The 25,671-nt window shown below is 70.5% G+C and carries 24 protein-coding genes and 1 tRNA gene; 18 read left to right on the top strand and 7 right to left on the bottom strand.

Annotated features, from left to right (window positions below):
• The first annotated feature begins 55 nt into the window (after positions 1–55).
• On the top strand, positions 56–955 hold the full coding sequence (locus QSV35_RS11900) for a hypothetical protein (RefSeq protein ID WP_286288965.1): 900 nt from the start codon (positions 56–58) through the stop codon (positions 953–955).
• Here the strand turns inward: QSV35_RS11900 and QSV35_RS11895 are convergent.
• The 5 genes from QSV35_RS11895 to QSV35_RS11875 all read right to left on the bottom strand — a co-directional run bounded on the left by QSV35_RS11895 (position 915) and on the right by QSV35_RS11875 (position 4,396).
• The gene (locus QSV35_RS11895) at positions 915–1,835 is read right to left on the bottom strand and encodes a phosphotransferase (RefSeq protein ID WP_286288964.1); all 921 of its coding nucleotides are present in this window, start codon (positions 1,833–1,835) and stop codon (positions 915–917) included. The two genes, QSV35_RS11900 and QSV35_RS11895, sit on opposite strands and share 41 nt — an antisense overlap.
• A 1-nt stretch (position 1,836) precedes the next feature.
• The gene (locus tag QSV35_RS11890; protein WP_286288963.1) at positions 1,837–2,475 is read right to left on the bottom strand and encodes an MBL fold metallo-hydrolase; all 639 of its coding nucleotides are present in this window, start codon (positions 2,473–2,475) and stop codon (positions 1,837–1,839) included.
• Positions 2,476–2,547: 72 nt separating this feature from the next.
• A tRNA-Glu gene (locus QSV35_RS11885) sits at positions 2,548–2,623 on the bottom strand.
• Between the two features lie 64 nt (positions 2,624–2,687).
• Entirely contained in the window at positions 2,688–3,842 is a 1,155-nt protein-coding gene (locus tag QSV35_RS11880; RefSeq protein WP_286288962.1) for a DUF4349 domain-containing protein, read from the bottom strand.
• Positions 3,839–4,396 carry an RNA polymerase sigma factor gene (locus QSV35_RS11875; protein WP_286288961.1) on the bottom strand — a complete coding sequence of 186 codons (558 nt, stop codon included), beginning with the start codon at positions 4,394–4,396 and terminating at the stop codon, positions 3,839–3,841. Before QSV35_RS11875 ends, QSV35_RS11880 begins: the two co-directional genes overlap by 4 nt.
• 170 nt (positions 4,397–4,566) lie before the next feature.
• On the opposite strand from QSV35_RS11875, the gene QSV35_RS11870 reads away from it, so the two are divergent.
• From QSV35_RS11870 to QSV35_RS11825, 10 genes are all read left to right on the top strand, one after another.
• Complete coding sequence (locus QSV35_RS11870) at positions 4,567–6,723, top strand: LGFP repeat-containing protein (RefSeq protein ID WP_286288959.1); 2,157 nt, start codon at positions 4,567–4,569, stop codon at positions 6,721–6,723.
• 17 nt (positions 6,724–6,740) lie between these two features.
• Positions 6,741–9,569: a hypothetical protein gene (locus tag QSV35_RS11865; RefSeq protein ID WP_286288958.1), complete on the top strand. Its 2,829-nt coding sequence runs from the start codon at positions 6,741–6,743 to the stop codon at positions 9,567–9,569.
• The gene (locus QSV35_RS11860; protein WP_286288957.1) at positions 9,553–10,500 is read left to right on the top strand and encodes a hypothetical protein; all 948 of its coding nucleotides are present in this window, start codon (positions 9,553–9,555) and stop codon (positions 10,498–10,500) included. Before QSV35_RS11865 ends, QSV35_RS11860 begins: the two co-directional genes overlap by 17 nt.
• Positions 10,501–10,688: 188 nt before the next feature.
• Positions 10,689–11,705, top strand: a complete 1,017-nt coding sequence (locus QSV35_RS11855; protein ID WP_286288956.1) for a TerC/Alx family metal homeostasis membrane protein — start codon at positions 10,689–10,691, stop codon at positions 11,703–11,705.
• 142 nt (positions 11,706–11,847) lie between these two features.
• Positions 11,848–13,332: a 3-isopropylmalate dehydratase large subunit gene (gene leuC / locus QSV35_RS11850; RefSeq protein WP_286288955.1), complete on the top strand. Its 1,485-nt coding sequence runs from the start codon at positions 11,848–11,850 to the stop codon at positions 13,330–13,332.
• Between the two features lies 1 nt (position 13,333).
• Positions 13,334–13,945, top strand: coding sequence for a 3-isopropylmalate dehydratase small subunit (gene leuD / locus QSV35_RS11845; RefSeq protein ID WP_286288954.1), 612 nt, complete (start codon positions 13,334–13,336; stop codon positions 13,943–13,945).
• 23 nt (positions 13,946–13,968) lie between these two features.
• The gene (gene murA, locus QSV35_RS11840; RefSeq protein ID WP_286288953.1) at positions 13,969–15,333 is read left to right on the top strand and encodes a UDP-N-acetylglucosamine 1-carboxyvinyltransferase; all 1,365 of its coding nucleotides are present in this window, start codon (positions 13,969–13,971) and stop codon (positions 15,331–15,333) included.
• Positions 15,330–16,103 (top strand): lysophospholipid acyltransferase family protein, encoded by a 774-nt coding sequence (locus tag QSV35_RS11835; RefSeq protein ID WP_286288952.1) that lies wholly within the window; start codon positions 15,330–15,332, stop codon positions 16,101–16,103. Before murA ends, QSV35_RS11835 begins: the two co-directional genes overlap by 4 nt.
• Positions 16,104–16,137: 34 nt before the next feature.
• On the top strand, positions 16,138–17,235 hold the full coding sequence (locus tag QSV35_RS11830) for an NAD(P)H-dependent glycerol-3-phosphate dehydrogenase (protein ID WP_286289109.1): 1,098 nt from the start codon (positions 16,138–16,140) through the stop codon (positions 17,233–17,235).
• The gene (locus QSV35_RS11825; RefSeq protein ID WP_286288951.1) at positions 17,135–18,208 is read left to right on the top strand and encodes a D-alanine--D-alanine ligase family protein; all 1,074 of its coding nucleotides are present in this window, start codon (positions 17,135–17,137) and stop codon (positions 18,206–18,208) included. The genes QSV35_RS11830 and QSV35_RS11825 overlap by 101 nt, the downstream gene beginning before the upstream one ends.
• Here the strand turns inward: QSV35_RS11825 and QSV35_RS11820 are convergent, their stop codons facing one another.
• Positions 18,209–18,697, bottom strand: coding sequence for a DUF3515 family protein (locus QSV35_RS11820; RefSeq protein WP_286288950.1), 489 nt, complete (start codon positions 18,695–18,697; stop codon positions 18,209–18,211).
• A gap of 32 nt (positions 18,698–18,729) precedes the next feature.
• Here QSV35_RS11820 and thiL point away from each other — a divergent pair, with 32 nt between their 5' ends.
• Complete coding sequence (gene thiL / locus QSV35_RS11815; protein WP_286288949.1) at positions 18,730–19,731, top strand: thiamine-phosphate kinase; 1,002 nt, start codon at positions 18,730–18,732, stop codon at positions 19,729–19,731.
• 1 nt (position 19,732) lies between these two features.
• Here thiL and rsmD read toward each other — a convergent pair whose 3' ends face one another.
• On the bottom strand, positions 19,733–20,293 hold the full coding sequence (gene rsmD, locus QSV35_RS11810) for a 16S rRNA (guanine(966)-N(2))-methyltransferase RsmD (RefSeq protein WP_286288948.1): 561 nt from the start codon (positions 20,291–20,293) through the stop codon (positions 19,733–19,735).
• A gap of 149 nt (positions 20,294–20,442) precedes the next feature.
• Between rsmD and QSV35_RS11805 the strand changes: the two genes are divergently transcribed.
• The 6 genes from QSV35_RS11805 to mutM all read left to right on the top strand — a co-directional run bounded on the left by QSV35_RS11805 (position 20,443) and on the right by mutM (position 25,593).
• Positions 20,443–22,611, top strand: a complete 2,169-nt coding sequence (locus tag QSV35_RS11805; protein ID WP_286288947.1) for an ATP-dependent DNA helicase RecG — start codon at positions 20,443–20,445, stop codon at positions 22,609–22,611.
• 31 nt (positions 22,612–22,642) lie between these two features.
• The gene (coaD, locus tag QSV35_RS11800) at positions 22,643–23,140 is read left to right on the top strand and encodes a pantetheine-phosphate adenylyltransferase (protein ID WP_286288946.1); all 498 of its coding nucleotides are present in this window, start codon (positions 22,643–22,645) and stop codon (positions 23,138–23,140) included.
• A gap of 118 nt (positions 23,141–23,258) precedes the next feature.
• Entirely contained in the window at positions 23,259–23,750 is a 492-nt protein-coding gene (locus QSV35_RS11795) for a YceD family protein (protein ID WP_286289108.1), read from the top strand.
• Between the two features lie 19 nt (positions 23,751–23,769).
• Positions 23,770–23,979, top strand: a complete 210-nt coding sequence (gene rpmF / locus QSV35_RS11790; protein WP_013586329.1) for a 50S ribosomal protein L32 — start codon at positions 23,770–23,772, stop codon at positions 23,977–23,979.
• Positions 23,980–23,989: 10 nt separating this feature from the next.
• A complete protein-coding gene (gene rnc / locus QSV35_RS11785; RefSeq protein ID WP_286288945.1) occupies positions 23,990–24,691 on the top strand; it encodes a ribonuclease III in 702 nt (233 codons plus the stop codon).
• On the top strand, positions 24,691–25,593 hold the full coding sequence (mutM, locus tag QSV35_RS11780; protein WP_286288944.1) for a bifunctional DNA-formamidopyrimidine glycosylase/DNA-(apurinic or apyrimidinic site) lyase: 903 nt from the start codon (positions 24,691–24,693) through the stop codon (positions 25,591–25,593). The genes rnc and mutM overlap by 1 nt, the downstream gene beginning before the upstream one ends.
• Positions 25,594–25,671 lie beyond the last annotated feature (78 nt).

Genomic DNA, 25,671 nt, shown 5'->3' with positions numbered 1-25,671 from the left:
CGCTCTTGGTGCCGCTTATGCGATTCCTGTGGGGGCCCGGCGGCATACTGGGCCGATGAGCGATGGAGCTTTCGGTGCCGCGCAGAGCGCCGAACTGAGGGAGCTGCGCCGACGCGCCTACGGGCCGGGCGCCGACATCTTCGACGATCCGGTGGCACTCGCGCGCCTCGAGGAGCTCGAGCAGGCGACCACCCGGACGGCGGTGGTCGTGGCTGTCGCGGACGCCGGCTCTTCACCTCCCGAGTCCGAGGCTGTCCCCGCCATCGGCCTCATCGCCGAGACGCCGTCGGAGCTCGAGGATCCGGTTCCCGCGACAGATCTTGCGGCCGTCGAGACGCACGCTCCATCCGAAGCGCTCCCCGCGGAGGCGGGCGGGGCGGATCGCGGCAGCGCGACCGAGACACCGCAGGATCAGCAGACCGCCGAAGGCGCGCCGGCATCGCCGCGACGGGCGGCCCTCCGTCGCGTCGTGTCGCGCGCGACCGGCACGCGACGCCGCCGGGTCGTGTTCGGTGTCGCAGCGCTCGCGGCGGCCGCGCTGGCCGGCGGGGCGGTCGGATGGGCGACGGCGCAGCCGAAGGTGGACCGCGTGCTCGCCCCGACGTCCGAGCGGCGGGCGATCGACACGGAGAACGAGCAGTACCTGACGGATGTCTACGGCATCCGCGGCAAGCTGCGCGGCCATGAGCGCATCGGCGGACTGCGGGTGTGGACCGCCGAATCCGAAGCGGGCTCGCCGTGCCTGGTCGTCACGTCGAACGGCGTCCCGGACTATGTCCTCGGAGTCGGGTGTGCGCCGGCGCCCCTCCTCGCGTCCGTGGACATCCAGATCTTCCCGGGCATGGTGGACACCGGCCTCGGGCTGCGCGACCAGTCCGTCATCCGCTTCGTCCGCGCAGGCGATGACGTCCGCGTCACGATCGGAGCCGTGCCGCCCGTCCTGTCAGTTCAGTGAGGCTCTCCCGGGCCAGACGCTCGTAGTCGAGGTTGTCGTCGCTGCCGGCGACCAGGAGCGCCGTGATGGCCGCCGCCCAGGCGCGCCCGCGCACCCACGTGTCCGCGTCGACATGCGGCGAGGCATTCATGAACGCGCGCCTGCCGGGCCCGTCGAAGACGAGCCACGCGGCGGCGAGGTCGTAGGCAGCGTCTCCCGCGGTGATGTCGACGAAGTCGATGATCGCCACGAGCTCGTCGTCCCGCGCGATCAGGTTGGCGGGGTGCGCGTCCCCGTGGATCCACACCGGCGCGCCCTCCCACGCAGGGGCCGCGAGTCCCGCCTCCCACGCCGCGACGAGGGCCGCGTGCTGATCCGGACCGACCCGCTCCGCGCAGGCTTCGAGTCGCGTGGCGACCACCTCTGCACGGTCGGCGAACGGAACTCCGCGATAGGGATTGCGCGGATGCCACTCGGGGGCGGGGGAGTGCAGCGCTCCGAAGGCGGCGGCGAGACGCGCTGCCCACCCGCGTCGGCGCTCGCGGGAGACGTGGATGCCGGAGGTCCCGGCGAAGAACGGCACCACGGTCCACGTCCACGGGTAGCCGGCGGCCGGCGCTCCCGTCGCCACGACCGCGGGAACGCGGACGCCGGTCGCCTCGACGGCGGGGGCGACTGCGGCGAGCGAGCGCGACTCGCCGTCGAGCAGCGCCGCCACCTCCGCGCGCCGCGGCAGGCGCACGGCGAGGTCGTCGCCGAGCCGCCAGATGCTGCAGTCCCAGCCGTCCGCGACATGCGCGATCGGCAGGTCCGCGGCATCCGGGATCCCTTCGATCGTGCGTACGAGCGCGCGCACGAGGTGCGCGTCGATCGGGGTCTCCGCTGCGGGTCGGCCTGCCATGTCAGACGTCGGCGGAGTCGCCGGGATCGAGCTCGACGTACTCGCCGCCGTTCTGCTCGACGGCCCACGCGAGCCGCGCGCGGTGCATCACCAGACCGATCATCGACAGGGTCATGTCGTGGGTGCCGAACAGCCGCCGCGGTTTCACGGCGAGGACGTAGTCCATGGCCTCGCCGATCTTCAGCCACGGGGCGCCGACCGGCGCGGCGAGCAGCTTCACATCGACACCCTCGGGAACCGCGTACGAATCACCGGGGTAGTAGAACTCGTCGTTGACGAGGACCCCGACGTTGTCCACGACCGGGAGGCTCTTGTGGATCACGGCGTGCTTTCCGCCGAAGAACCTCAGGGTGAACGGGTCGAGCTCCACGGTGTCGCCCGGATGGACCTCGGTGACGTCGAAGGCGGACGCCGCGGCCACGACGCCCGCAGGACCGAAGATCGGGATCGGGCCGGTGTACTTGAGGATCCGTTCGAGGTGCTCGGGAGTCCAGTGGTCCTGATGCTCGTGCGTGATGACGATCCCGACGACGTCGTGGAGGTCCGTGAAGGGGGAGGTGAACGATCCGGGATCGATGATGAGCGCCTTGCCGCCATCCTCGACCAGCAGCGCGGCGTGTTCGTGCTTCGTGACTCGCATGCTCCGAGTCAAGCGCGCGAGAGCCGCCGCGACAAGCGAGAAGCCCGGTCCAGTGGACCGGGCTTCTGGTGTTGGTGACCCCAGCGGGATTCGAACCCGCGTTACCGCCGTGAGAGGGCGGCGTACTAGGCCGCTATACGATGGGGCCGCTTACGCAACCGTTCAAGTATGACATGAGCGGAGGCGCAGTCAAAATCGAGCGGCCCGCCTCCTCATTCCGTCGGTGGCATGGACGGGCGTGCTCGCCGACGACGCCGCAGGACGACGATTCCCCACACGATGAGCGCGATGACGGCCGCCACGGCGAGCCACGGCAGGAGGAACCCGATCACCACCACGACGCCGTTGAGCGAGGCGACGAGGGCGTTCCACCCGGCGACGAGCCCGGAGCCGAATCCGGCAGCGTTCGCCGGCGTCGCGGCAGCCTGGGGGAGAAGCGTCACGGTCAGCGTCGACATGGCGACCTGGTCGTCGAGCGCCTTCAGCTGCTGCTGTTCGGATTCGAGCGTCGCCTGCCGGTCGGCGAGGGCGCTCTCCGCGGCGAGGAGATCGGCGACCGACCCGGCCTTGCCCATGAGCTCCGTGAGGCGGGCGACGGATGCCTCGGATGCGGCGACCCGCGCCTGCAGATCGATCGTCTGATCGGTGACGTCCTGCCGGTCGATCGTCGACGCCTCCACCTGTCCGAGACCGGCGAGCGAGGTCACGAGATCGTCGAGCTTGTCGGCCGGCACGCGCACCGTGATCCACGCGCCCGACGCCGGGGGAGCCGCAGTATCGGTGGATCCGCCCGGCATCGGCACGAGACCGCCGTTCGCGGGCGACTGGATGCCGCTCCCGGTCGCCGGCAGCGGCGTGACGCCCGTCTGCCCGATGTTCATGCTCTGCACGTACCCGTCCTGCGCCTTCGCCGCGGCGCCGATCCGGGCGGCGCTCGTGCGGACGTCGTCGACGCGCAGGGTCGCGGTCGCCGTGGTCACGACGGCCCGTTGCGACGTCGTCGTGGAGCCCGACGAGCTGTTCGAGCCTGACGAACCCGACGAGCCCGCCGAGCCCGATCCGCCCGAGATCGCGTCGGCGGCTCCGTTGTTCGGCAGTGCACCGGGCTTTGCCGGCTGCGGCGCGACGACGAACGCGCCGCTGGAACTCGCGGACCCGAACCCGATGAGGCCTGCCGCCGGCACGATGGCGATCGCGACGACCAGGACAGCCGCGACCGCCCCGACGACGGTCCAGACACGGCGCCGATGACGCCGGGAGGCTCGCTCCCGGGCGATTCCCGAGAAGACGCGACGCTCGACCCCGTCGATCTGTGCGTCGTCGACGTCGGGGAGCCGGGGGAGCCCTGCATTCGTCTCGTTCGTCATGATCCCTCCCGCGCGGTGGCGCGCAGCCTGGTGCGGATGCGCGAGAGACGATTGCGGACGACGCCGTGCGACACGCCCAGTGTGTCTGCGGCGGCCTGGTAGCCGTAGCCCTCCGCGGCGCACAGCCGGAAGATCTCCCGATCCAGCTCGCCCAGCCCTTGGACCTCGGCGAGGATGAGCTCGACCAGTTGGGTGTCGGCCACCTGCGCGGCGACGTCGATCGGGGCGGGCACGAGCTCCGCGTGCGCATCCGACGCGAGGCGCCGCCGCTCCCGCTGGATCGTCCGCAGGCGGTTCGCGGCCTGGAAGCGGCAGATCGTCGCGAGCCACGGCAGCAGCGAGTCGCCCGCCAGCGCGAAGCCCGGGAGCTTCCGCCACGCGACGAGGAAGGTCTCCTGCAGCACGTCCTCCGCATCCGACGCGTTTCCCACGATCCCGTGCGCGAGCCAGTACACGGGCTTCGCGTACGCGCGATAGATCTCGCGGAACGCGAGCTCGCTCCCGCCGCCCGCAAGGGCGGTCAGCTCGGCGTCCGAGCGCAGGGGAATCGGCATCGGTCCTCCGGCCCGCGAACCTACGGTCCGCGGCTCTCATTGTCTCTCTCAAGAAGTGTCCCGACCCGCCGAATCGTCTCAGACCCGGAGCAGGGAACCGGTCGCCCGGGTATCAAGCGGGGGCACGACGCCCTCTTCCGAAGTACGAACGTCTGATTTCGGAGGACGCCATGTCGAATGCGAATGTCACCCTCACCGACGTGCTCGACCGCGGGATCCTCGCGGTACCCGGCGTCGCCGACTCCGTCGCCGCAGCGGCCCTGGCCACGCCGTCCGATGTCGATCAGGTCGTCAAATCGGCCTTCTCGAAGGTCGACATCGTGGCGGTGGATCCGGGTCTCGGCGAAGCCATCCTGCAGGCACTCGACCCCGCGGGGCGGGCGTCCGCGGTGATCAGCGCGAAGTATGCCGAGCTGGGCGGCGCAGGCGGGATCCTCGGGCCGACATCCGGAGCCGTCACCGTGTGCGCGGACGGATTCGGCTACTACCGCCACTTCCGGAGCGGATCGATCTTCTGGCATCCCGCCGCCGGTGCGCACGAGGTGCACGGACCCATCCGTGCCAAGTGGGCGGCGCTCAGCTGGGAGCGCGGCTTCCTCGGCTACCCGACGAGCGATCAGCAGCCGGGCGCGGACACCGATCAGCGCGGCGACTTCAACACGTTCCAGGGCGGCGCGATCCACTGGTATCCGCCCGGGATCCGCGGAATCCTCAGCGGCGTGGAGGTCGCAGTGAACGACGTCACGGCGGCCGCGATCGGGATCGCCACCGTCGGCTCCGCATCGGCGACACCCGTCGCCGCACCGGTGTCCGCGGTAGCGGCCGCCGTGCCGATCTCGAGCGCCATCGCCGCTGCGGCCCTGCCGTCCACCCGATTCGTGACGGTCGACGGTCCCGGGATCGAGGCCGCGCAGTTCCTCGGCAAGCTCGACCAGATCGGCGTCGGGGCCGGCATCCACCTGCCCGGCGAGGCTCCGATGGAGCTCGGCAGCAGCGCGGGCGCCTTCGAGGTGCACGGCGAGATCGGCGTGCACTACCGTGCGCTCGGCGGGTCGGGGAGCGTGCTGGGCTACCCGACGACCGACGAGACGGGCACGCCCGACGGCATCGGCCGCTACAACCACTTCCAGGCCGGCTCGATCTACTGGACCCCGGGCACCGGCGCGCACGAGGTCCACGGCCTGATCCGCTCCTTCTGGGCGGCCGCGGGATGGGAGCGCAACGCGGCGCTCGGCTACCCGGTCTCCGACGAGCTCATCCCGGATCGCCGTATCGGCCACCGCTTCCCGGAGCGCCGGAAGAAGGCGCTGGGCCTGCCGCCTGACGTCCTGAAGCTCCCGATCGATGCCGTCGCCTCCGGGTTCCCGCGCTCTGTGGTGAACACGCCGGCCGTCACGGCCGCCCCGGTGTCGCCGGTGGCGCGGTTCAGCCGCTCCGTCGCCGCGGCGACGGAGATCCAGGCGGCGGAAGGGTTGCGGCCGGATGCCGCATCCATCGCCGCGGCATCCGCATCGGCCGGTGCTGCCGCCCCGATCTCTGCAGCGCAGCGCGCGGGCGTGTTCTCCGGCGTGGACGCGGGAACCGTCGTGCACATCGATCCGAACATCGGCGCGGGCATCGCCCCGCTGGACGATCCCGCATCCGAGCCCGGCCCCGTCCCGAGCGAGAACCGCTTCGGCGACTTCGAGAACGGCGTCGTGTTCTGGGTTCGCGGGGCGACCGCCGCCCGGCAACTGCAGCCATGGGCGACGTCCGCGGACGGAAACGCCATGAAGCGCTCCCCGGCCGAGGTGCTGGTCGCATTCGAGTCCATCCTCGTGCCCGCACTCGGCGGGCTCGACGGATTCGCCTATGCCGGATCGGCGTTCGTCGGGACCACCGGCTATTCGGCAGACGGAGCATCCGTGCACAATCGTGCGCACCGCTTCATCGCGACGCTCAACACGACCTCGTCGGGCAGCGGCGGCCTGTTCGGCGGCCTCTTCGGCGGACTGACGCTGCCGATCCAGGTCGAACTCGACGTCGAGATCGCCTTCGACCCGCAGCGACGCGAGGTCGTCGCCTACCTCACCGGATGGAGCGGCGGCGACGCCGGAGGTCCGTCGCTCGTCCGGCAGCTGCATCCGAGGCTCGACACCCTCCTGTACCGACGCGTCGAGCTCATCGACATCCCGGACACCGAAGACGGCAACCCCATCGCGCTCCTGTCGGCCAAGACCATGCCCGACGGCACGGTCGCCCTCTTCGTCGAGCCGCGCGACCTGTTGGTCGCACCCGGTGTGCTCACCGGCATCCATGACGGCATCACGTCCGTGATCAACCGCTGATTCGGAAGGACACGCTCATGCCTCTCAGCGACAGCCGCTTCACGGCACTGACCTCTGTTCCGCTCGCCGACCCCGCGCAGGCGTCGGTCGCGCTCCAGGCGCAGCGGATCACCCCGACCGAGTTCGGGCCGGTCTTCGCCCGCCTGAACGCGAGCGACACCGCGAGCGCCATGCGGTTCTCACAGGCGTACCTCGGCTCCATCGAGACCCGCGATCAGGCGGCGCAGTTCTTCGACCAGGTCGCGCGCGCGCCGATGGAGGACCGCCTCACGATCCTCGCCGCGAACCGCGCGACCGCCGGACCCGCGATCGTGTCAGGTATCTCGCTCCTCGGCGAGACACAGGCCGCCGTCGTGATGAAGGACTTCGTCATGCCGGGCGGCGTGGTCGATCAGGGCGCGATGACCACGGTCGCGTCGTGGCTCGTGGATGCGGGCGCCGCGCTCGCGAAGGCGGGCGCACCGCTGCCACCGGCGAATCCGACCACGGACGGCCTGCTGGGCGACGTCGGCGACTTCCTCGGCGGGGTCGTCAGCGGCATCGGCGATGCGCTGGGCAAGATCGTCAACTCGATCATCGACGCGTTCAAGGGCGGCATCCAGGCGATCGGGGCGACGCTCGCGGCCATCACCGACTGGGCCGGCGACGTCGCCAAGGACATCGTGCTCGCGGTGATGAATGCGGGCAAGTCCATCGGCGACCTCCTTCAAGGCGCGCTGGCCGCCGGCTACAACATCCTCGTCAACATCGCCAAGGGCGTGATCGCCGCCGGCTACGCCCTCGGCGACATGCTGCAGGCGGGACTGAACTTCGCCGCCGACGTCCTCGCGAACGTCGTGCACGCGATCCTCGATGCGGGGCAGACGCTCGCCGGCATCGTCGGCTGGCTGGTCGGACAGGCGATCGACGCGATCGGCAAAGTGCTGCAGGCGCTGCTCGCGATCGGACAGGATCTCGGCAGCATCCTGGGATCGGCGCTCGCTTTCGGCGCCGCGTTCGTCGTGGATGCGATGAACGCGCTGATCGCGATCGGCCGCGCCGTCGGGGAGATCATCGTGGCAGCGGTGACGCAGCCGACCTCGCTCCTGGACACCATCGTGCGTGCGGCGGTCGGTCTCGGGCAGACCCTCGCCGGGATCGTGTCGGATATCGCGAACCGGGGCATCCAGTTCGTGCGGGCGGTGGCGGCGTCGATCGCGCGCGTCGCGTCGAGCCTCGTGCAGCTCGGCGGCTATCTCGTCAGCGCGGCGGTCGACGTCGTGCGCGAGATCGTCGCCGGCGTGCTCGACGCCGGAAGGATCCTGGGCGACCTCATCGTCGCCGTCGCGACCGCGGGTTTCGCGGCGGTCCGCAAGATCGTCGCCGCCGCGTTCGACCTCGGACGCACGCTCCTCGAGGTCGCGCGCGACTTCGTGAACCTCGTCGGGCAGGCTCTCGTCGACGCGGTGCATGCGGCGTTCGATCTCGGGAAGACGATCGCGGAGTTCGCGATCGCGACGATGTCGACCACGTGGGATCTGGCACGGCGGCTGGTGGATGCTGCCCTCAAGGCCGGCGCGGCCGTCGCCTCGCTCCTGACGACAGCGCTCGCTCAGGGATATCTCGTCTTCCGACGCATCCTGAAGGCCGTCTTCTCGGTCATGGGACCGCTCGGCGCGGCGCTCGACTGGCTCATGACGCAGGCGGAGGACGTCGCGGCGCTCGCATGGCGCACGGCCGTCGAGATGATCGAGGCGGTGGGCCGGAACATCGGGGAGGCGCTCGACTGGGCGCTCGCGAAGGGGACGGACGCGCTGCAGGCCGTCGTCGCCGCGATCGAACAGGTGGGCATGGTCGTCTCGGACGTCATCGCGTGGGCGGTGAAGGCCGGTGACGCGGCGATGGAGTTCGTCGGCGAGGCGCTCGTGAAGGCGGGGCACACCGTCGAGGGCGTCCTGGTCTGGGTCGAGCGCAGCGGCATCCCGGCGATCGCGGCCGCCGTGCGCGGGATGCTGAAGGCCGGCGCCACCGTCCTGGACCTCATGGCCTGGGCGACCCAGCGCGCGATCGAAGTCGTGGTCGACGTGGTGAAGACACTCCTGGAATCGGGGGCGACCATCGCCGACCTGCTGCTCGCGACGATCGCGAACCCGGGGGACGCCTTCAAGAACCTCGTCGCAGCGCTCGACCAGCTCGGCCGCACGGCCAAGGAGCTCCTCGCGGCGGCGATCGTGCAGCCCACCGAGGATCTGTTCCGCAAGGTCGTCGACACCTTCAAGCAGCTCGGCAAGACGGCTCTCGAGGTGATCATCGCGGCGGCCGACGCCGGCGCCGCGGCTCTCGCGCTCGCATTCGCGCTCCTGCTCGACTGGTTCCCCGGCGAATATCGGCCGCTGACCGCGACCGAGCGTGCCGATGCCGTGGAGACGTTCGGCAGCTCCATCCCGCTCGACGACGTGCGCTTGTCGGTGAAGTCGTTCGCCGTCGACTTCATCGAGTGGGTCAACGGCGGCCGCGCGGTCACGACGATGAAGCTCATCAACTTCGCGTCGTGGGAGACCCTGACTCCGGACACGCTCGTGCACGAGATGACGCATGTGTGGCAGGGCGTCGTGGACGGGCCGATCTACATGGTGGAGGCGCTCGAGGCCCAGCTCGTGGGCCAGGGGTACAACTACGGATACACCGACTCCACGACGGGAGACGGCGCTCAGGCCGCGCTCACTGCCGCCGGGGGCGACCTCTCGCACTTCAATCGGGAGCAGCAGGCGCAGATCATCATGCACTGGTGGCACCGCCGCTTCGAATCGACGCCGCCGCTCGAGACGGTCGAGTGGGATCCGTACCAGCGTGTCGTCTTCGCCTGATCCGGATCGCGCGTGCCGTGCCGGGAACATCCTGTTCGTCGGCACGGCGGGCGCGCTCGAGCGCGCGGGCGCCCTCATCGCGGCCCATGCGGCGCGGCGACCCGTGCGCACGTGCACCGCGCGGCCGGAAGAGGAGGCCTGGCGTCGGGAGCTCCGTGACGCGGGCGCGGTGATCCTCGTCGCCGATCCGGCCACGTGGGTCGGCGACGCGATCGAAGGGGTGTGCGTCGAGACGGACGGCAGGCACGTGGTCGCGGGCGTCATGCCGGACGATCCTCGCGCGTTCGCCGCGGCCGCCGCCCTCCAGCGCCGCGCGGGTGCAGGTCTCGGCCCCGTCGCCCTGCTCTCCGGCCATGAGGACCACGTCCGCGCCCGCGTCGGGCCGCTGGCGGAGGCGCTCCGCGGCGGATCCAGCGAGGTCTACGACCTGCCGAGCGCGCGGGTGGACCGGACCGCGATGCTGTCGGCGCTGGGCGCCGGCCCGGGGCTCGCGATCTACACGGGCGAGGGTACGCCGCGGGGGTGGACGGGGTATCGCCACGTGCAGTCGTGGGAGCTCGCGCAGGCGAGCTCGGCGCCGATGGGCGCCCTCGTCTCGCTCAGCTGCTCCGGATCCGCCGGGATCGGCAGCATCCGCGCTCTTGCCGAGACCGTCGTGGAGTCGGGGGCCGCGGCGAGCGCGCTCGGCGCCGTCGGTGCGGTGGCGCGCGCGGATGACGAAGCACTCGGGATGCTGCTCGCCCGCCGGTTCGCGGACGGGGCGACGTGCCTCGCGGACCTGGTCGTGCCGGTCGTCGCGCAGCTCGCGCTCTTCCGCATCTCCGGCGACCCCCTCGCCCCCTTCGTGGGGGCACCGGGATCGGATGACGCTCTGCGGGGCGTCGAGGCCCCGGCCGTCGCCGCAGAGCTCGCTCCGGTCGACTGGAGCTGAGGGCACGTCCCCGCGGCGTCCGCCGGTGCGCGGCCGCATCCCGTATCCTGGGAGGGCGAGGGGGAGTATTCCGCACACTCGCGCACTCGTCATCACGAGCTCCGTCGGAGGAGCTCCGGGTGCGCACCGCCGTTCGGCGGGGGGGAGAGACTCTCGACGATCCGTCGACCCCCGAAAGGCTCCCCTCCATGGATTTCGTGATCCCCGCGTGGTTCGAGATCACCGCGATGATCGTCCTGGTTCTGATCCTCGCCGCCGACCTCCTCCTCATCCTGAAGAGACCGCACATCCCGTCGATGAAGGAATCGACGCTGTGGGTCGTGTTCTACGTGGCGCTCGCGCTCGTCTTCGCCGTCCTGCTGTTCTGGGCGACCGGCAGCGCGGATGCCGCGGGCCAGTTCGTCGCGGGTTGGCTGACCGAGTACAGCCTGTCCGTCGACAACCTCTTCGTCTTCGTCCTGCTGATGGGGCAGTTCGCGGTGCCGCGCCGCTACCAGCAGGAAGTGCTGATGGTCGGGATCATCATCGCCCTCGTGCTGCGGGGGATCTTCATCCTCCTCGGCGCCGCCCTCATCGAGAACTTCGTCTGGATCTTCTACGTGTTCGGCGCCTTCCTCGTCTTCACTGCGTGGCGGCAGGCGTTCCCAGGAAAACAGGAGGACGACGCCCACACCGAGGCCGGCATCGTGCGGTTCCTCCGGCGGTTCATCGACATCAGCGACCACTACGACGGATCGAAGCTGCGCACGCGTGTGAACGGCAAGGCGATCTGGACGCCGATGGTCCTCGTGTTCCTCGCGATCGGGTTCACCGACCTCCTCTTCGCCATCGACTCGATCCCGGCGATCTTCGGCATCACCCAGAGCCCCTTCATCGTCTTCGCGGCCAACCTGTTCGCGCTCATGGGTCTGCGCCAGCTCTACTTCCTGCTCGGCGGTCTGCTCGACCGACTGAAGTATCTGCACTACGGAATCGCGTTCATCCTCGCCTTCATCGGCTTGAAGCTCTTCGCTCACGCCCTCCACGAGAACACCGTGCCCTTCATCAACGGCGGGAACCCCGTGGACTGGGCGCCCGAGATCTCGACCTGGATGTCGCTTCTCGTGATCGTCGCGGCGATGGCCGTTGCGACCGTTGCGAGCCTCATCTCGTCCCGGCGTGAGCAGAATGCTCTGAAGACCGAGGCAGGCACCCGCGGCGATTGAGCGTTCTGTCGGGTGGTAGCCTGTCTTGGTGCGGATCGCTCGCCTTCTCCTTAGCGGCCGCGACGAGTCCTAGTTCCCAGGCCTCCCTCGTCGCGGAGTTCATCGCGGGCTTGATCCCCCATTCCGAGGAGAACGACAGCACATGAGCACGCCTGTTTCCAACGCATCCGCCATCCCCGAGCGCCCGCGCACGCTCGCCGAGAAGATCTGGGACGACCACCTCGTCGTCAAGGGCGAGGGCGGCGAGCCGGACCTCATCTACATCGACCTGCACCTCGTGCACGAGGTGACGAGCCCCCAGGCGTTCGACGGACTGCGCGCCGAGGGACGGCCCGTGCGCCGGCTCGATCTCACGATCGCCACGGAGGACCACAACACCCCGACGCTCGCGATCGACAAGCCCATCGCCGACCTCACGAGTCGCACGCAGATCGAGACGCTGCGCCGCAACGCGGAGGAGTTCGGCGTACGCCTGCACTCGCTGGGCGACAAGGAGCAGGGCATCGTCCACGTCGTCGGTCCCCAGCTGGGGCTCACGATGCCGGGCATCACCGTCGTGTGCGGTGACAGCCACACCTCGACCCACGGCGCGTTCGGCGCGATGGCGTTCGGCATCGGCACGAGCGAGGTCGAGCACGTGCTAGCGACCCAGACCCTCCCGCTGAAGCCGTTCAAGACGATGGCGATCACGGTCGAGGGCGAACTGAAGCCGGGTGTCACCGCGAAGGACATCATCCTCGCCGTCATCGCGAAGATCGGCACCAACGGCGGCCAGGGCTACGTGCTCGAGTACCGCGGCAGCGCCATCCGGTCGCTGTCGATGGAGGGCCGCATGACGATGTGCAACATGTCGATCGAGGCGGGTGCGCGCGCCGGAATGGTCGCGCCCGACGAGACGACGTTCGCCTATGTCCAGGGCAAGCCGCACGCCCCGCAGGGTCAGGACTGGGAGGATGCGGTCGCCTACTGGCGCACGCTCCCGTCCGACGAGGGTGCGGTGTACGACGCCGAGGTGTTCCTCGACGCGAACGAGCTCGAGCCGTTCGTCACGTGGGGCACGAACCCGGGCCAGGGGGTATCGCTGAACGACGCGGTGCCCGCGCCCGATCAGTTCGACGACCCCAACGAGCGGGCCGCCGCCGAGCGTGCGCTCGAGTACATGGACCTCGCCGCGGGCACGCCCATGAAGGACATCGCGGTGGATGCCGTGTTCATGGGCTCCTGCACCAACAGCCGCATCGAGGACCTGCGCGCCTTCGCGTCGGTCATCGCAGGCCGCAAGAAGGCGGACGGTGTCCGCGTCATGGTCGTCCCGGGGTCGGCGCGCGTGCGCCTGGAGGCGGAGGCCGAGGGCCTGGACAAGGTCTTCATCGACTTCGGCGCCGAGTGGCGCTTCGCCGGCTGCTCGATGTGCCTGGGGATGAACCCCGACCAGCTCGCCCCCGGCGAGCGCTGCGCATCGACGAGCAACCGCAACTTCGAGGGCCGTCAGGGCAAGGGCGGACGCACGCACCTCGTGTCGCCGCTCGTGGCCGCGGCCACCGCGGTGCGCGGGACGCTCTCCAGCCCGTCGGATCTCGGACCGATCGCGACCGAACAGACCGTGACGACTGGAGCGGAGGCCTGACATGGACAAGTACGAGACGCACACCGGTGTCGCCGTTCCGCTGCGGCGTTCCGCGGTCGACACCGACCAGATCATCCCCGCCGTCTACCTCAAGCGCGTCACGAAGACGGGCTTCGACGACGCGCTGTTCGCCAGCTGGCGTCAGGACCCGGAATTCATCCTGAACCAGGACGCGTACCGTTCGGGCTCGATCCTCGTCGCGGGACCCGATTTCGGCACCGGCTCCAGCCGTGAGCACGCCGTCTGGGCGCTGCGCGACTACGGATTCCGTGTCGTGCTGAGCCCGCGCTTCGCGGACATCTTCCGGGGGAACGCGGGCAAGCAGGGGCTGCTCGCCGGTGTCATCAGCGAAGCGGATGTCGAGCGTCTGTGGGCCGCGATCGAGGCGCAGCCGGGGGTGGAGATGACCGTCGATCTCGAGGCGCGAGAGGCGGTCCTCGGCGATATCCGCGTTCCGTTCGAGATCGACGACTACACTAGGTGGCGGCTCCTGGAGGGGCTCGACGACATCGGGCTGACCCTCCGCAACGAAGACAGAATCGCCGCCTACGAGGCGCGCCGCGAGAGCTGGAGGCCGCGCACCCTGCCGGTGCAGCCCCATCCGACCGCCTGATCCGACATAGTGAGGCTTCCTGCATGACACTCCTCCACGACACCATCTCGGCCGACGGGCGCAAGGGAGGGGCAGGCGAGATCCTCGCGATCCGCGGCGGCCGTCCTCTGCGCGGACGGGTCGAGGTGAAGGGCGCGAAGAACCTCGTCACCAAGGCGATGGTCGCGGCGCTCCTGGGGGAGAGCCCCAGCATCCTCCGCGACGTGCCGGACATCAGCGATGTCGCGGTCGTCCGCTCCCTGCTCGAGGTCCACGGTGTCCGCGTACAGGAAGCGGACGAGCCCGGCTCGCTCATGCTCGATCCGCGTGACGTCGAGTCGGCGCACATGGAGGAGATCGACGCGCACGCAGGGGCGTCGCGCATCCCGATCCTCTTCTGCGGACCGCTGCTGCACCGCCTCGGCCAGGCGTTCATCCCCGACCTCGGCGGATGCCGCATCGGCGACCGCCCGATCGACTTCCACCTCGACGCGCTCCGCAAGTTCGGCGCCATCGTGGAGAAGCTGCCCGCCGGCATCCGTCTGTCGGCGCCCACGGGGCTCCGCGGCGCGAACATCCACCTGCCGTATCCGAGCGTCGGTGCGACCGAACAGGTCCTGCTGACCGCGGTGCGCGCGCAGGGCACCACGGAGCTGCGCAACGCGGCGATCGAGCCAGAGATCATGGACCTCATCGCGGTGCTGCAGAAGATGGGCGCCATCATCACGGTGGAGCCGAGCCGCGTCATCCTCATCGAGGGAGTCGACCGGCTCGAGGGCTACGAGCACCGGGCGATCTTCGACCGCAACGAGGCCGCCAGCTGGGCGAGCGCCGCGCTCGCCACCGACGGCGAGATCTTCGTCGGCGGAGCCAAGCAGCCGGAGATGCTGACGTTCCTCAACGTCGTGCGCAAGGTGGGCGGCACGTTCGACATCCGCGAGGACGGCATCCTGTTCCGTCGCGGCGGCGACCTCCGTCCCGTCACGGTGGAGACCGACGTGCACCCCGGGTTCATGACCGACTGGCAGCAGCCGCTGATCGTCGCGCTCACGCAGGCGCACGGCGAGTCGATCGTCCACGAGACCGTGTACGAGAACCGCTTCGGCTTCACCGACGCGCTCGTGAAGATGGGCGCCGACATCGTCGTGCACCCCCACGGCCTGCAGGACGGGCCCCGTCGCGTCCCGCGCCGCAGCCTCGAGCAGGCAGCCGTCATCAACGGTCCGACGCCGCTGGTCGGCGCTGACATCGTCGTGCCCGACCTCCGCGGCGGCTACAGCCACGTCATCGCGGCGCTCACGGCCGAAGGCCGGTCCACCGTGCGCAACGTCGGCATCATCCGTCGCGGCTACGAGAAGTTCTTCGACAAGCTCACCGCCGTCGGCGCCGACTTCGACGTCATCGGGTGACGTCGGTGTCGAAACGCCCGCGCGCGTCGCGCGAGAAGACGCGACCCAGCATCTTCTGGCCGCTCGCGGCGATCGTGGTGCCGATCCTCGGCATCTTCGTCAGCATCCGCGTCGAAGGCGCCGAGAAGCTTCCTCGCGAGGGTGCGTACGTGCTGGCTCCGAATCATCACAGCGAGTTCGACCCGCTGATCGTCGCCGCCGCGGTGTGGCGTGCCGGGCGTGCCCCGAGGTTCATGGCCAAGGAGAGCCTCTTCCGCGTGCCGGTGCTCGGCTGGGTGCTGCGTGCGACGGGCATGGTGCCCGTCGCCCGCTCCTCGTCGGCCGCCTCTGCCAAGCAGACGCTGGAGACCTCCGAGATGCTCGTCGAGCACGGACGTGGGGTCATCGTCTATCCCGAGGGCACGCTCACGCGCGACCCCGACCTGTGGCCGATGCGCGGGAAGACCGGTGCCGTCCGCCTCGCGATGGCCGGCGGCCTCCCGGTGATCCCGATGGTGCAGTGGGGCGCCCAGGCGATCATGCCCCGCTACGGCAAGCTCAGCCTGTGGCCGCTGCGCAAGCGCATGACGGTCGTCATCGGAGACCCGATCGATCTCTCTGCGTACGAGCGCGACACGCCCCTGCATCCGCACGCCCTCAACGAGGGGACGGACGCCGTCATGAACCGCCTCGCCGAAATGCTCTCGGAGGTGCGCGGCATCCCCGCTCCCGCCGAGCGCTGGAATCCCGCTGCGCACGGTCAGAAGGAGACGGGCCGCCTTGACTCCTAGAACCGACCATCGCGGTGCCGCTCCCAGGGTGACTGTGCTCGGTTCGGGAAGCTGGGGCACGACATTCGGCAAGATCCTCGCCGACGGCGGCGCCCAGGTGACGATGTGGGCGCGCCGCCCCGAGCTCGCCCACGAGATCGCCGAGGCGAAGCGCAACAGCCAGTACCTCCCCGGCATCAATCTGCCCAGGTCCATGACCGCCACGGCGCATCTGTCGGAGGCGATCGACGGCGCGACCCAGATCTACCTGTCGATCCCGAGCCAGACGGCACGGGAGAACCTCAAGGCCCTGCGCCCCCTCATCGCGCGGACGGATGCGCCCATCGTGTCGCTCATGAAGGGCGTCGAGAGGCGCACGGGCCTGCGCATGAGCCAGGTCATCGAGCAGGAGCTGCAGTGCGATCCCGACCGCATCGCGGTCGCATCCGGTCCGAACCTCGCGCTCGAGATCGCGCGCGAGCAGCCGACCGCCGCGGTCATCTCCTCGACGAGCCTCGAGACCGCCGAAGCGGTCGCCCGGCGCGCCCGGAACGCCTATTTCCGCACCTTCGTCAACACGGACGTCATCGGCACCGAGTTCGGCGGCGTGCTCAAGAACCTCATCGCCGTGGCCATCGGCATCGTCGACGGCGTGGGCTACGGCGAGAACACGAAGGCATCCATCATCACGCGCGGCCTCGTCGAGATGACCGACTTCGCCGTCGCGCAGGGCGCGCATCCCGAGACCCTGCAGGGGCTCGCCGGCCTCGGCGACCTCATCGCGACGTGCCAGTCGCCCCTCAGCCGCAACAACACGGCGGGGCGGCTCCTCGGTCAGGGGTACAAATTCCAGGACGTGGTCAAGCAGATGCAGCAGACGGCGGAGGGGCTCGCCTCGGTCGCGCCCGTCCTGCAGCTCGCGAAGCAGGCGGGCGTCTCGATGCCGATCGTCGAGCAGGTCAAGCGCGTGCTCGACGGCACGATGAACCCGCGCGAGATCGCCCCGCACCTGACGACCGACGACGACACCCCACGTGGGGAGAGGACCGACTATGGACAAGCCGGCAGTGGCGGTGCTCTTCGGCGGGCGCTCCAGCGAGCACGCGATCAGTTCCGCCACGGCGGGCGGGGTGCTGAAGGCGATCGACCGTGACCGCTTCCGCGTCGTCCCGGTAGGCCTCACGCGCGACGGAGCCTTCGTCCTCGAGGACGACGAGCCGGCGAAGTTCGCGCTCGACCCCGCGCGCATGCCGGAGGTCGCCGACAACGGGACGCGCATCCTGTGGCCCGAGGCCTCCGGCGTGCGCGAACTGCGAGTGCGCCGGGCGGACGGATCGATCGAGAGCCTCGGCGGGGTCGACGTCGTGCTGCCGATCCTGCACGGCCCGCACGGCGAGGACGGCACGATCCAGGGCTTCTTCGACACGCTCGACCTGCCCTACGCGGGCGCCGGCGTGCTCGACTCCGCGCTGTGCATGGACAAGCACTTCATGAAGGTCGCGCTCCAGGCGGCGGGCGTCCCGGTCGCGCCGTGGGTGACGGTCCGCAAGGGGCAGGATGCGGCGGCTGCCGCCCTCGCGGCGGGCCTGAGCCTGCCGTGGTTCGTCAAGCCCGCGCGCGCGGGCTCGAGCGTCGGCGTGTCGAAGGTCCACGACCTCGGCGAGCTCGACGAAGCGCTGCGCGTCGCCTTCGCGGAGGACTCGAAGGTGCTCGTCGAGGAGGGCCTCGTCGGCCGCGAGGTCGAGCTCGGCGTGCTCGAGAGCCGCTGCGGCGCGCCCACGCGCGTGTCGCTGCCCGGCGAGATCGTCCTGACGGCGCGCGAGTTCTACGACTTCGAGGGCAAGTACCTCGGCGGCGACGGCGTGGAGGTCGTGTGCCCGGCAGACATGTCGGACGCCGATACCGCGGCGCTCCAGGACATGGCGGTGCGCGCATTCGAGGCGGTCGACGGCCGCGGGCTCGCGCGCGTCGACTTCTTCCTCACCGCGAGCGGGCCGGTGGTCAACGAACTCAACACCATGCCGGGATTCACCCCGATCTCGATGTTCCCGAAGGTGTGGATCGCGGGCGGCATGACCTACGGCGAGCTCATCACCGACCTCATCGAGACCGCGCTCGCCCGCTGACTACTTGGACGGGGTCGCCGGGGCGGTGCACTGATCGCCCGTCGTCGGCAGGCGACCGCCGTTCACAGCGATGCTGATCGAGTTCAGCACGGCGTTGAAGTCGACCTTGCTGGTGTCGACCATCACCTGGATCGCGGGCTTGCGGCCGAACGTCGTGACGGTCGCGACGTGGTTCTTGCCGTCGGCGACGATCCAGTCGACGCCCTGGAAGGCGACGCACGGGAGCACGGTCGGGCCCGGCACCGCGACGCCGCACGCGAGGATGACCGAGGACGGCGGCCCACCCCACGACGCCGTGGCCTGCGCGTCCGTCCAGACGCGATCGGCAGTCGAGACCGCGTCCGGCAGGCGGACCATGACATCCGCGCAATGCGGGTTGTTCGCGTCGTCGGCAGGGGCGAGCGAGACGGTCGACGTGCACCCGGCGAGTGCGAAGGTCGCAGCCAGCACGGCAGCGGCACAGGCGAGGATACGGCGGGCGCGGGTCACCCCTCCAGGCTACGCCGGGCTACGGTGGAGGGATGACCGCGCCCGATCCGACCGGCCCTGACCCGACCGTCGGGGAACTGTCGGAGGGCCGCATCCTCGGCCGCATCCTGGAGCGCATCGGCGCCTCGGCGGCGGTCGTCGGCCCGGGTGATGACGCAGCGGTGCTCGCGGTCCCGGACGGGCGTGTCGTCGCGACGGTCGACACGCTGGTGCACGGCCCGGACTTCCGGCTCGCCTGGTCGAATGCGTTCGATCTCGGGTTCAAGGCCGCGGCGGTGAATCTCGCCGACGTCGCCGCGATGGGCGCACGCCCGACGGCGCTGCTCGTCGCTCTCGCGATGCCCGACGACACCCGGCTCTCCTTCGTGGAGGGGCTCGCCGAAGGGCTGCGTGCGGGGTGCGCCGAGCTCGCGCCCGGATGCGCCGTCGAAGGCGGAGACCTGACGGTCTCGGCGACGCTGACGATCGCGGTGACGGCGCTCGGCGTGCTCGACGGCAGGGAGCCGGTGCTGCGCAGCGGCGCTCGCGTGGGCGACGTCGTGGCGATCGCGGGGGAGACCGGGCGCGCTGCGGCGGGACTCCGCATCCTGTTCGACCGCTTCCGGGATGCCGAGGGCGTGCCGGTCGCGATCGATGCGGACGCGCTCGGCCGCGATGAGCAGGAGGCCGTGATCGCGCAGCTGCGTCCGCATCCACCCGTCTCGCTCGGACCGGTCGCGGCGGATGCCGGGGCGACGGCCATGATGGACGTGTCCGACGGGCTCGCGCTCGACGCGCGGCGGATGGCGACGGCCTCCGGCATCACGATCGACCTGCATGCGTCTGCACTCGGCTCGGATCTGCACGGTGCGCTCACCGGCGGCGAGGACCACGCGCTGCTGGCGTGCTTCCCGCCCGGGGCGGTTCCCGCGGGCTTCCGCCCGATCGGCGTGGTCGTCGCGGCGGGTCCGTCACCCGTCAGCGTGGACGGCACGCCGTACGAGGAGCGCGGCGGGTGGGACCCCTACGCCGATTGGGATGCCGGCCGGGGCTGAGTCACACGTGCTCGGCCCACCACAGGGTCGTATCGCCGTACTTCTTCGAGCGCGACACCGTCATCCCGTCGGGCAGCGACGGCTCCGGCGAGCGGCTGGCCCGTTCGATCACGATGATGCCGGCGTCCCGCAGTCGGGGGGTGAGCCGGGAGAGTGTGATCGCGAGCTCCGCCTCGCCGAGGTCGTACGGAGGGTCGACGAAGACGAGATCCCACATCGTCGCGCCGGTCGCGAGGAACGCGTCGGCGGCGACGCGATGCACGCGGATGGCCGCATCCCGCCCGAGCGCCTTGGCGACGCGTGCGGCGTTGCGCTGTGCGACCGTCGCGGCGCGCGCCGACTTCTCGACGAGATCGGCCGTCGCAGCCCCCCGGCTCAGGGCTTCGAGCCCGAGGGCGCCGGAGCCCGCGTACAGGTCGAGCACCGCCGCCCCGCGGAGCGCATCGGCGGATTCCAGCGAGCCGAACAGGGACTCGCGCACGCGGTCGCTCGTGGGGCGGGTGCCGGCGTCGGGGACGTCGAGCGTGAGCGAGCCGGCGCGGCCGGCGATGATGCGGGTCACAGCGACAACCTATCGGCCCGGACGAGGCGGGACGGATGCGGACCCCCGATGTCGCACGGCGCGGATAGTCTGGGCGCGATGAGTCAGCATCTCCTCCCGCGCACATCTCCCGAATCGCGGGGCGTCCCGAACGGTGCTCCGGCGGCGACATGACGGGTTACACGCTGGATGCGCGGCTCGACGGCGCCGTCGGCGGCAAGACCGCCAAGGCGCTCGAGCGCGCCTTCGGCATGCGCACGGTCGGCGACCTGCTCTCGCACTACCCGCGCCGGTACGCCAAGCGCGGAGAGCTCACCCCGATCTCGTCGCTGCGCGTGGGCGACCTCGTCACGATCGTCGCAGAGATCAAGAGCGCTTCTGAGCGGCGGATGCAGAACCGCCGCGGCAGCATCGTCGAGGTCGTCATCGGAGACGGCCAGGGCGAGGTGTCGCTGACCTTCTTCAACCAGGCCTGGCGGCTCGGCGAGCTGCGCGCCGGACGGCGCGGCATCTTCGCGGGCAAGGTCGGCGAGTATCGCGGCGGGCTCCAGTTCGCGCATCCCGAATACCAGCTCCTCGACGACGAGTCCGAAGCACGGATGAACGTGGAGGCCTACGCGAACCTCCCGATCCCGATCTACCCCGCGACCTCGGCCCTGTCGACGTGGCAGATCCAGAAGACGATCGGGCTGATCCTCGACGGGCTCGGCGAGGTGCCCGATCCGCTGCCGGAAGACCTCCGCCAGCGGCACAAGCTCCTGACCGCGCGCGACGCACTGCTGCGCATCCACCGTCCCGACTTCGACGACCAGATCCCGCCGGCGCGACGCACGCTCCGGATGCACGAGGCGCTCGTCCTGCAGACCGCGCTCCTGCAGCAGCGGCAGTTCGTGCGCATGCTGTCCGCCGTGAAGCGCGAGCCCGGCGGCCTGCTGGAGCGGTTCGATGCGGAGCTGCCGTTCCCGCTCACTCCCGACCAGGAGTCGGTGGGCGCCCAGGTGGCGGTCGATCTCGTGGGCGACTGGCCGATGAATCGCCTCGTCCAGGGCGAGGTCGGGTCCGGCAAGACGCTCGTGGCGCTGCGCGCCATGCTCCAGGTGGCTCAGTCCGGCGGCCAGTCCGCGCTCATCGCGCCGACGGAGGTGCTCGCCGCGCAGCACCTTCGATCGATCGCCAAGATGCTCGGACCGGAGCTCGCCCCGCAGCTCATGCCGACGCTCCTCACCGGGCAGATGGGCGCGGCCGAGCGACGCAAGGCCGCACTGCGGGTCGCGGCCGGGCAGGCGCTCATCGTCGTCGGGACGCACGCGCTCCTCAGCGATTCCACGACCTTCGCCGATCTCGGGCTCGTCGTCGTCGACGAGCAGCACCGCTTCGGCGTCGAGCAGCGCGAGACCCTCAGGGCGAAGGGCACCAGCCCGCACGCCCTCGTCCTCACCGCGACCCCCATTCCGCGGACGGTCGCCATGACCGTGTTCGGCGACCTCGACGTCTCCACGATCCGCACGATGCCGCAGGGCCGCGCGGGCATCGACACGTTCGTCGCCCCGCTCGACGAGAAGCCGGGCTGGTTCACCCGCGTGTGGGAGCGCGCTGCGGAGGAGGTGGCGAAGGGGCACCAGGTGTTCGTCGTGTGCGCAGCGATCGACGCGGAGTCGTCGTCGGCGGCGTCGAAAGACGACGTCGAGCCCGCGGACGCGCCCGTCGCCGGTGAATCGGCGAAGGCGCGATGGGGCGTCGTGCAGGCGGCCGACCTGCTGTCACGGCATCCGTTGTTCGCAGACCTCAGGGTCGAGATCCTGCACGGCCGGATGTCCGGCGAAGAGAAGGACGCCATCATGCGCGCCGTCGCGGCGGGGGAGGTCGACGTCCTCGTCGCGACGACGGTGATCGAAGTCGGCGTCGACGTGCCGAACGCGTCGACCATCGTCATCCTCGAGGCCGACCGGTTCGGCGTCTCGCAGCTCCACCAGCTGCGCGGACGTGTGGGGCGCGGTTCCGTCCCCGGCCTCTGCCTCCTCGTCACCGAGGCGCAGCTCGGCACGCCCGCGCGCGAGCGCGTCGAGGCCGTCGCGGAGACGCTCGACGGCTTCCAGCTCGCCGAGGTCGACCTCGAGCTGCGCGGCGAGGGCGATGTGCTCGGCGACGCCCAATCCGGTGCCCGGACGTCCCTGCGCCTGCTGCGCGTGGTGAAGGACGGCGATCTCATCGCCCTCGCACGCCAGGAGGCCGAGCGCATCCTCGATGCCGATCCCGTGCTGAAGATGCATCCGGGTCTGGCGTCCGCCATCGAACGGCGTCTGGATGCGGCCGAGCGCGCCGCCATGGCGCGGAACTGAGCGGCGAGCCCGACGCTTTAGGCTGGATGCCGTGAGCAACCGCATCGCCGTCGTCCCCGGTTCGTTCGACCCCCCGACCCTCGGTCACCTCGATGTGATCCGCCGCGCCGCATCGCTGTACGACACGACCCACGTCGTCGTCGTCCACAACCCGGGCAAGGAGGCGATGCTGCCGATCGCGCAGCGTCTCGCGCTGCTCGAGCAGTCCATCGCCGAGGGCGGCGTCGAGGGCGACGTCGTCGTGTCCTCCTGGGCCATGGGTCTCCTCGTCGATTACGCGACGGATGTGGGCGCAGGCGTGCTCGTCAAGGGGATCCGCTCGCAGGTGGATGTCGCGTACGAGACGCCGATGGCGATCGTCAACCGCCACCTCGCCGGCATCGAGACCGTCTTCCTCCTGCCGGACCCCGCCCATGCGCTCGTCTCGAGCTCGCTCGTGCGGCAGGTCGCGGGTCTCGGCGGAGACGTGTCGCCGTTCGTGCCGGACGCCGTCGCACGCTTCCTGGACACCGGCGCGCGAGGCATCTGAACGTCGCTCGGCGAACAAGCCCTTCCCAGCCGTCCGCCGGTAGAATCCCCGGGTGAGGAATCGCAGACCCGGACCGTTCAGCGTCAACGTGCGCGACATCGTCCGCAAGCCCGGAGAGATGCGCGAGATCGAGCTCGACCCCGTCCTGACGGAGCGCTGGGGCGAGGGACTCGTCTCCGTCCCCGAGGGCGAGCAGATCGAGATCGATGCCCGTCTGGAGTCGGTCCACGAAGGAATCCTGGTGTCCGCGACGATGCGTGCGGACTACGCCGGAGTGTGCGGACGATGCCTGACTGACATCGCCGCGCCTGTCGAAGTCGAGTTCCAGGAGCTTTTCGCGTATCCTGGAGAGGAAGCGAGTGACTTCGAGGTTCAAGACGACCACGTGGATCTTGAAACCGCGGTCAGGGACGCCATCGTCCTCTCGCTTCCGTTTCAGCCGGTCTGTCGGCCTGATTGCCCGGGACTCGATCCCGAAACAGGCGAATTGCGTGCCGACAGCGCCGATGCAGAACCGCGAGAGCCCCTCGATCCACGCTGGGCAGCGCTCGCCGGTTATGCGGAGGAGCCGGCTGACGGCTCGGGCTCCGAGTCGACACCCCAGACCTAGGAACGAAAAGAGAAGAACCATGGCAGGCAACCCCCCGAAGCGCAAGGTCTCGCGCTCGAACACCCGCTCGCGTCGCGCGCAGTGGAAGGCCGAGGCTCCCGCCCTCGTCAAGACCATCGAGAACGGCAAGGTCGTCTACAGCCGCCCGCACCAGGCGAAGGTCGTCACCGACTCGCAGGGCACGGAGCTGTTCCTCGAGTACAAGGGCCGCAAGGTCGCCGACGTCTGATCAGCGTTCCGTGACGGACCGAGCGCACCAGCGCGAACTCCTCGAGAAGCTCGGGGTCGATATCGACCCCGAGCTTCTTTCTCTTGCACTGACCCATCGTTCGTGGGCATACGAGCACGGCGGCGTGCCGCACAACGAGCGCCTCGAATTCCTCGGCGACTCGGTGCTCGGCCAGGCCGTGACGGTGCTCCTGTACACGACGCTGCCCGACCTCGACGAGGGGTCGTTGGCGAAGCGGCGCGCGAGCGTCGTGTCGACGGTCGCCCTGGCAGAGGTCGCCCGTGGCATCGGGGTGGGGGAGTACGTCCTCCTCGGGCGTGGCGAAGACCGCACCGGCGGCCGCGACAAGGACTCGATCCTCGCCGACACGATGGAGGCCCTGATCGGGGCCACGTACCTCTCGGCGGGCCAGGATGCGGCGACCACTCTGGTCCGAGGACTCGTCCGCCCGCTGCTGGCGGACCCCGAGCGGTACGGTGCGGCCGTCGATCCGAAGACGGCGCTGCAGGAGATCGCGGCGCGACTCGGCCTTGCCGCGCCCGTCTATGACGTGACCTCCACCGGCCCCGACCACGACCGCACCTTCACCGCGACCGTGTCGGTCGGCGACCTGTCGACCGAGGGCACCGGCTCCAGCAAGAAGCACGCCGAGATGGCTGCCGCGCTCACCGCGTGGCACGAGCTCAGCGGGCGTCCGGGCAGCGACCGCTAGTGCCCGAGCTTCCCGAGGTCGAGGTGGTCCGCGCCGGCCTCGCTCCCGCGGTCATCGGCGCCACGGTCCTCGCGGCGACGGTGCTCGACGAGCGCGCGCTCACCCGCCACGCGGGAACCGCCGCGGACTTCGAGGCGCGCCTGACCGGCGCGTCCTTCACGGGCGCCGCGCGCCGGGGGAAGTTCCTGTGGCTCTCCGTCGACGACGGGGCGCACGCCGTCGTCGGCCATCTCGGGATGAGCGGACAGCTGCTGCTGCGCTCCGCAGGTGCATCGCCGGAACGGCACGAGCGAGTGCGGCTCGACATCGCGCACCCCGAGCACGGCGAGCTCGCGGTCGTCTTCAGCGACCAGCGCACGTTCGGGTCGCTCGCGATCGACGATCTCGTCGCCACCGCCGACGGGGCTCCCGCCGGCTGGGGGACGGATGCGGCGGTCCTTCCCAGCCAGGTCGCGCACATCGCGCGCGATCCGCTCGACCCGGCATTCGACGACGACGCCTGGCGCGCCGCGCTCGGCCGGAAGAACTCCGCGATCAAACGCGTGCTGCTGGATCAGTCGGTCGTCAGCGGCATCGGCAACATCTACGCCGATGAGTCGTTGTGGGCTGCCCGCATCCATCCGGAGACGCCGGCGAAGGCGCTGTCGACGCGTGCCGCACGCCGGCTCCTCCTCGAGGTGCGCGCGGTGCTCGAGAAGGCCCTCGCTGAAGGCGGCACGAGCTTCGACGCGCAGTACGTCAACGTCAACGGGCAGGCAGGCTACTTCGCGCACTCCCTCAACGCCTATGGACGCACCGGCCAGCCGTGCCCGCGCTGCGGACGGCCGATCGTGCGTGACGCGTTCATGAACCGGTCGAGCCATTTCTGCCGGCACTGCCAGCGGATCGTCCGCGTCAGCTGAGCGTCTGCTCTCCGTCAGCCATCGGAGAGACGAGGTGCCCCTCGCCTCCCCGATGATCACGGGTGAGCTCGACGTCCA

This window comes from Microbacterium candidum (genome assembly GCF_030315975.1).
Lineage (GTDB): Bacteria > Actinomycetota > Actinomycetes > Actinomycetales > Microbacteriaceae > Microbacterium > Microbacterium candidum.
Note: the sequence above shows the minus strand (reverse complement) of the source record. Positions and strands in the feature narration are given on the sequence as shown.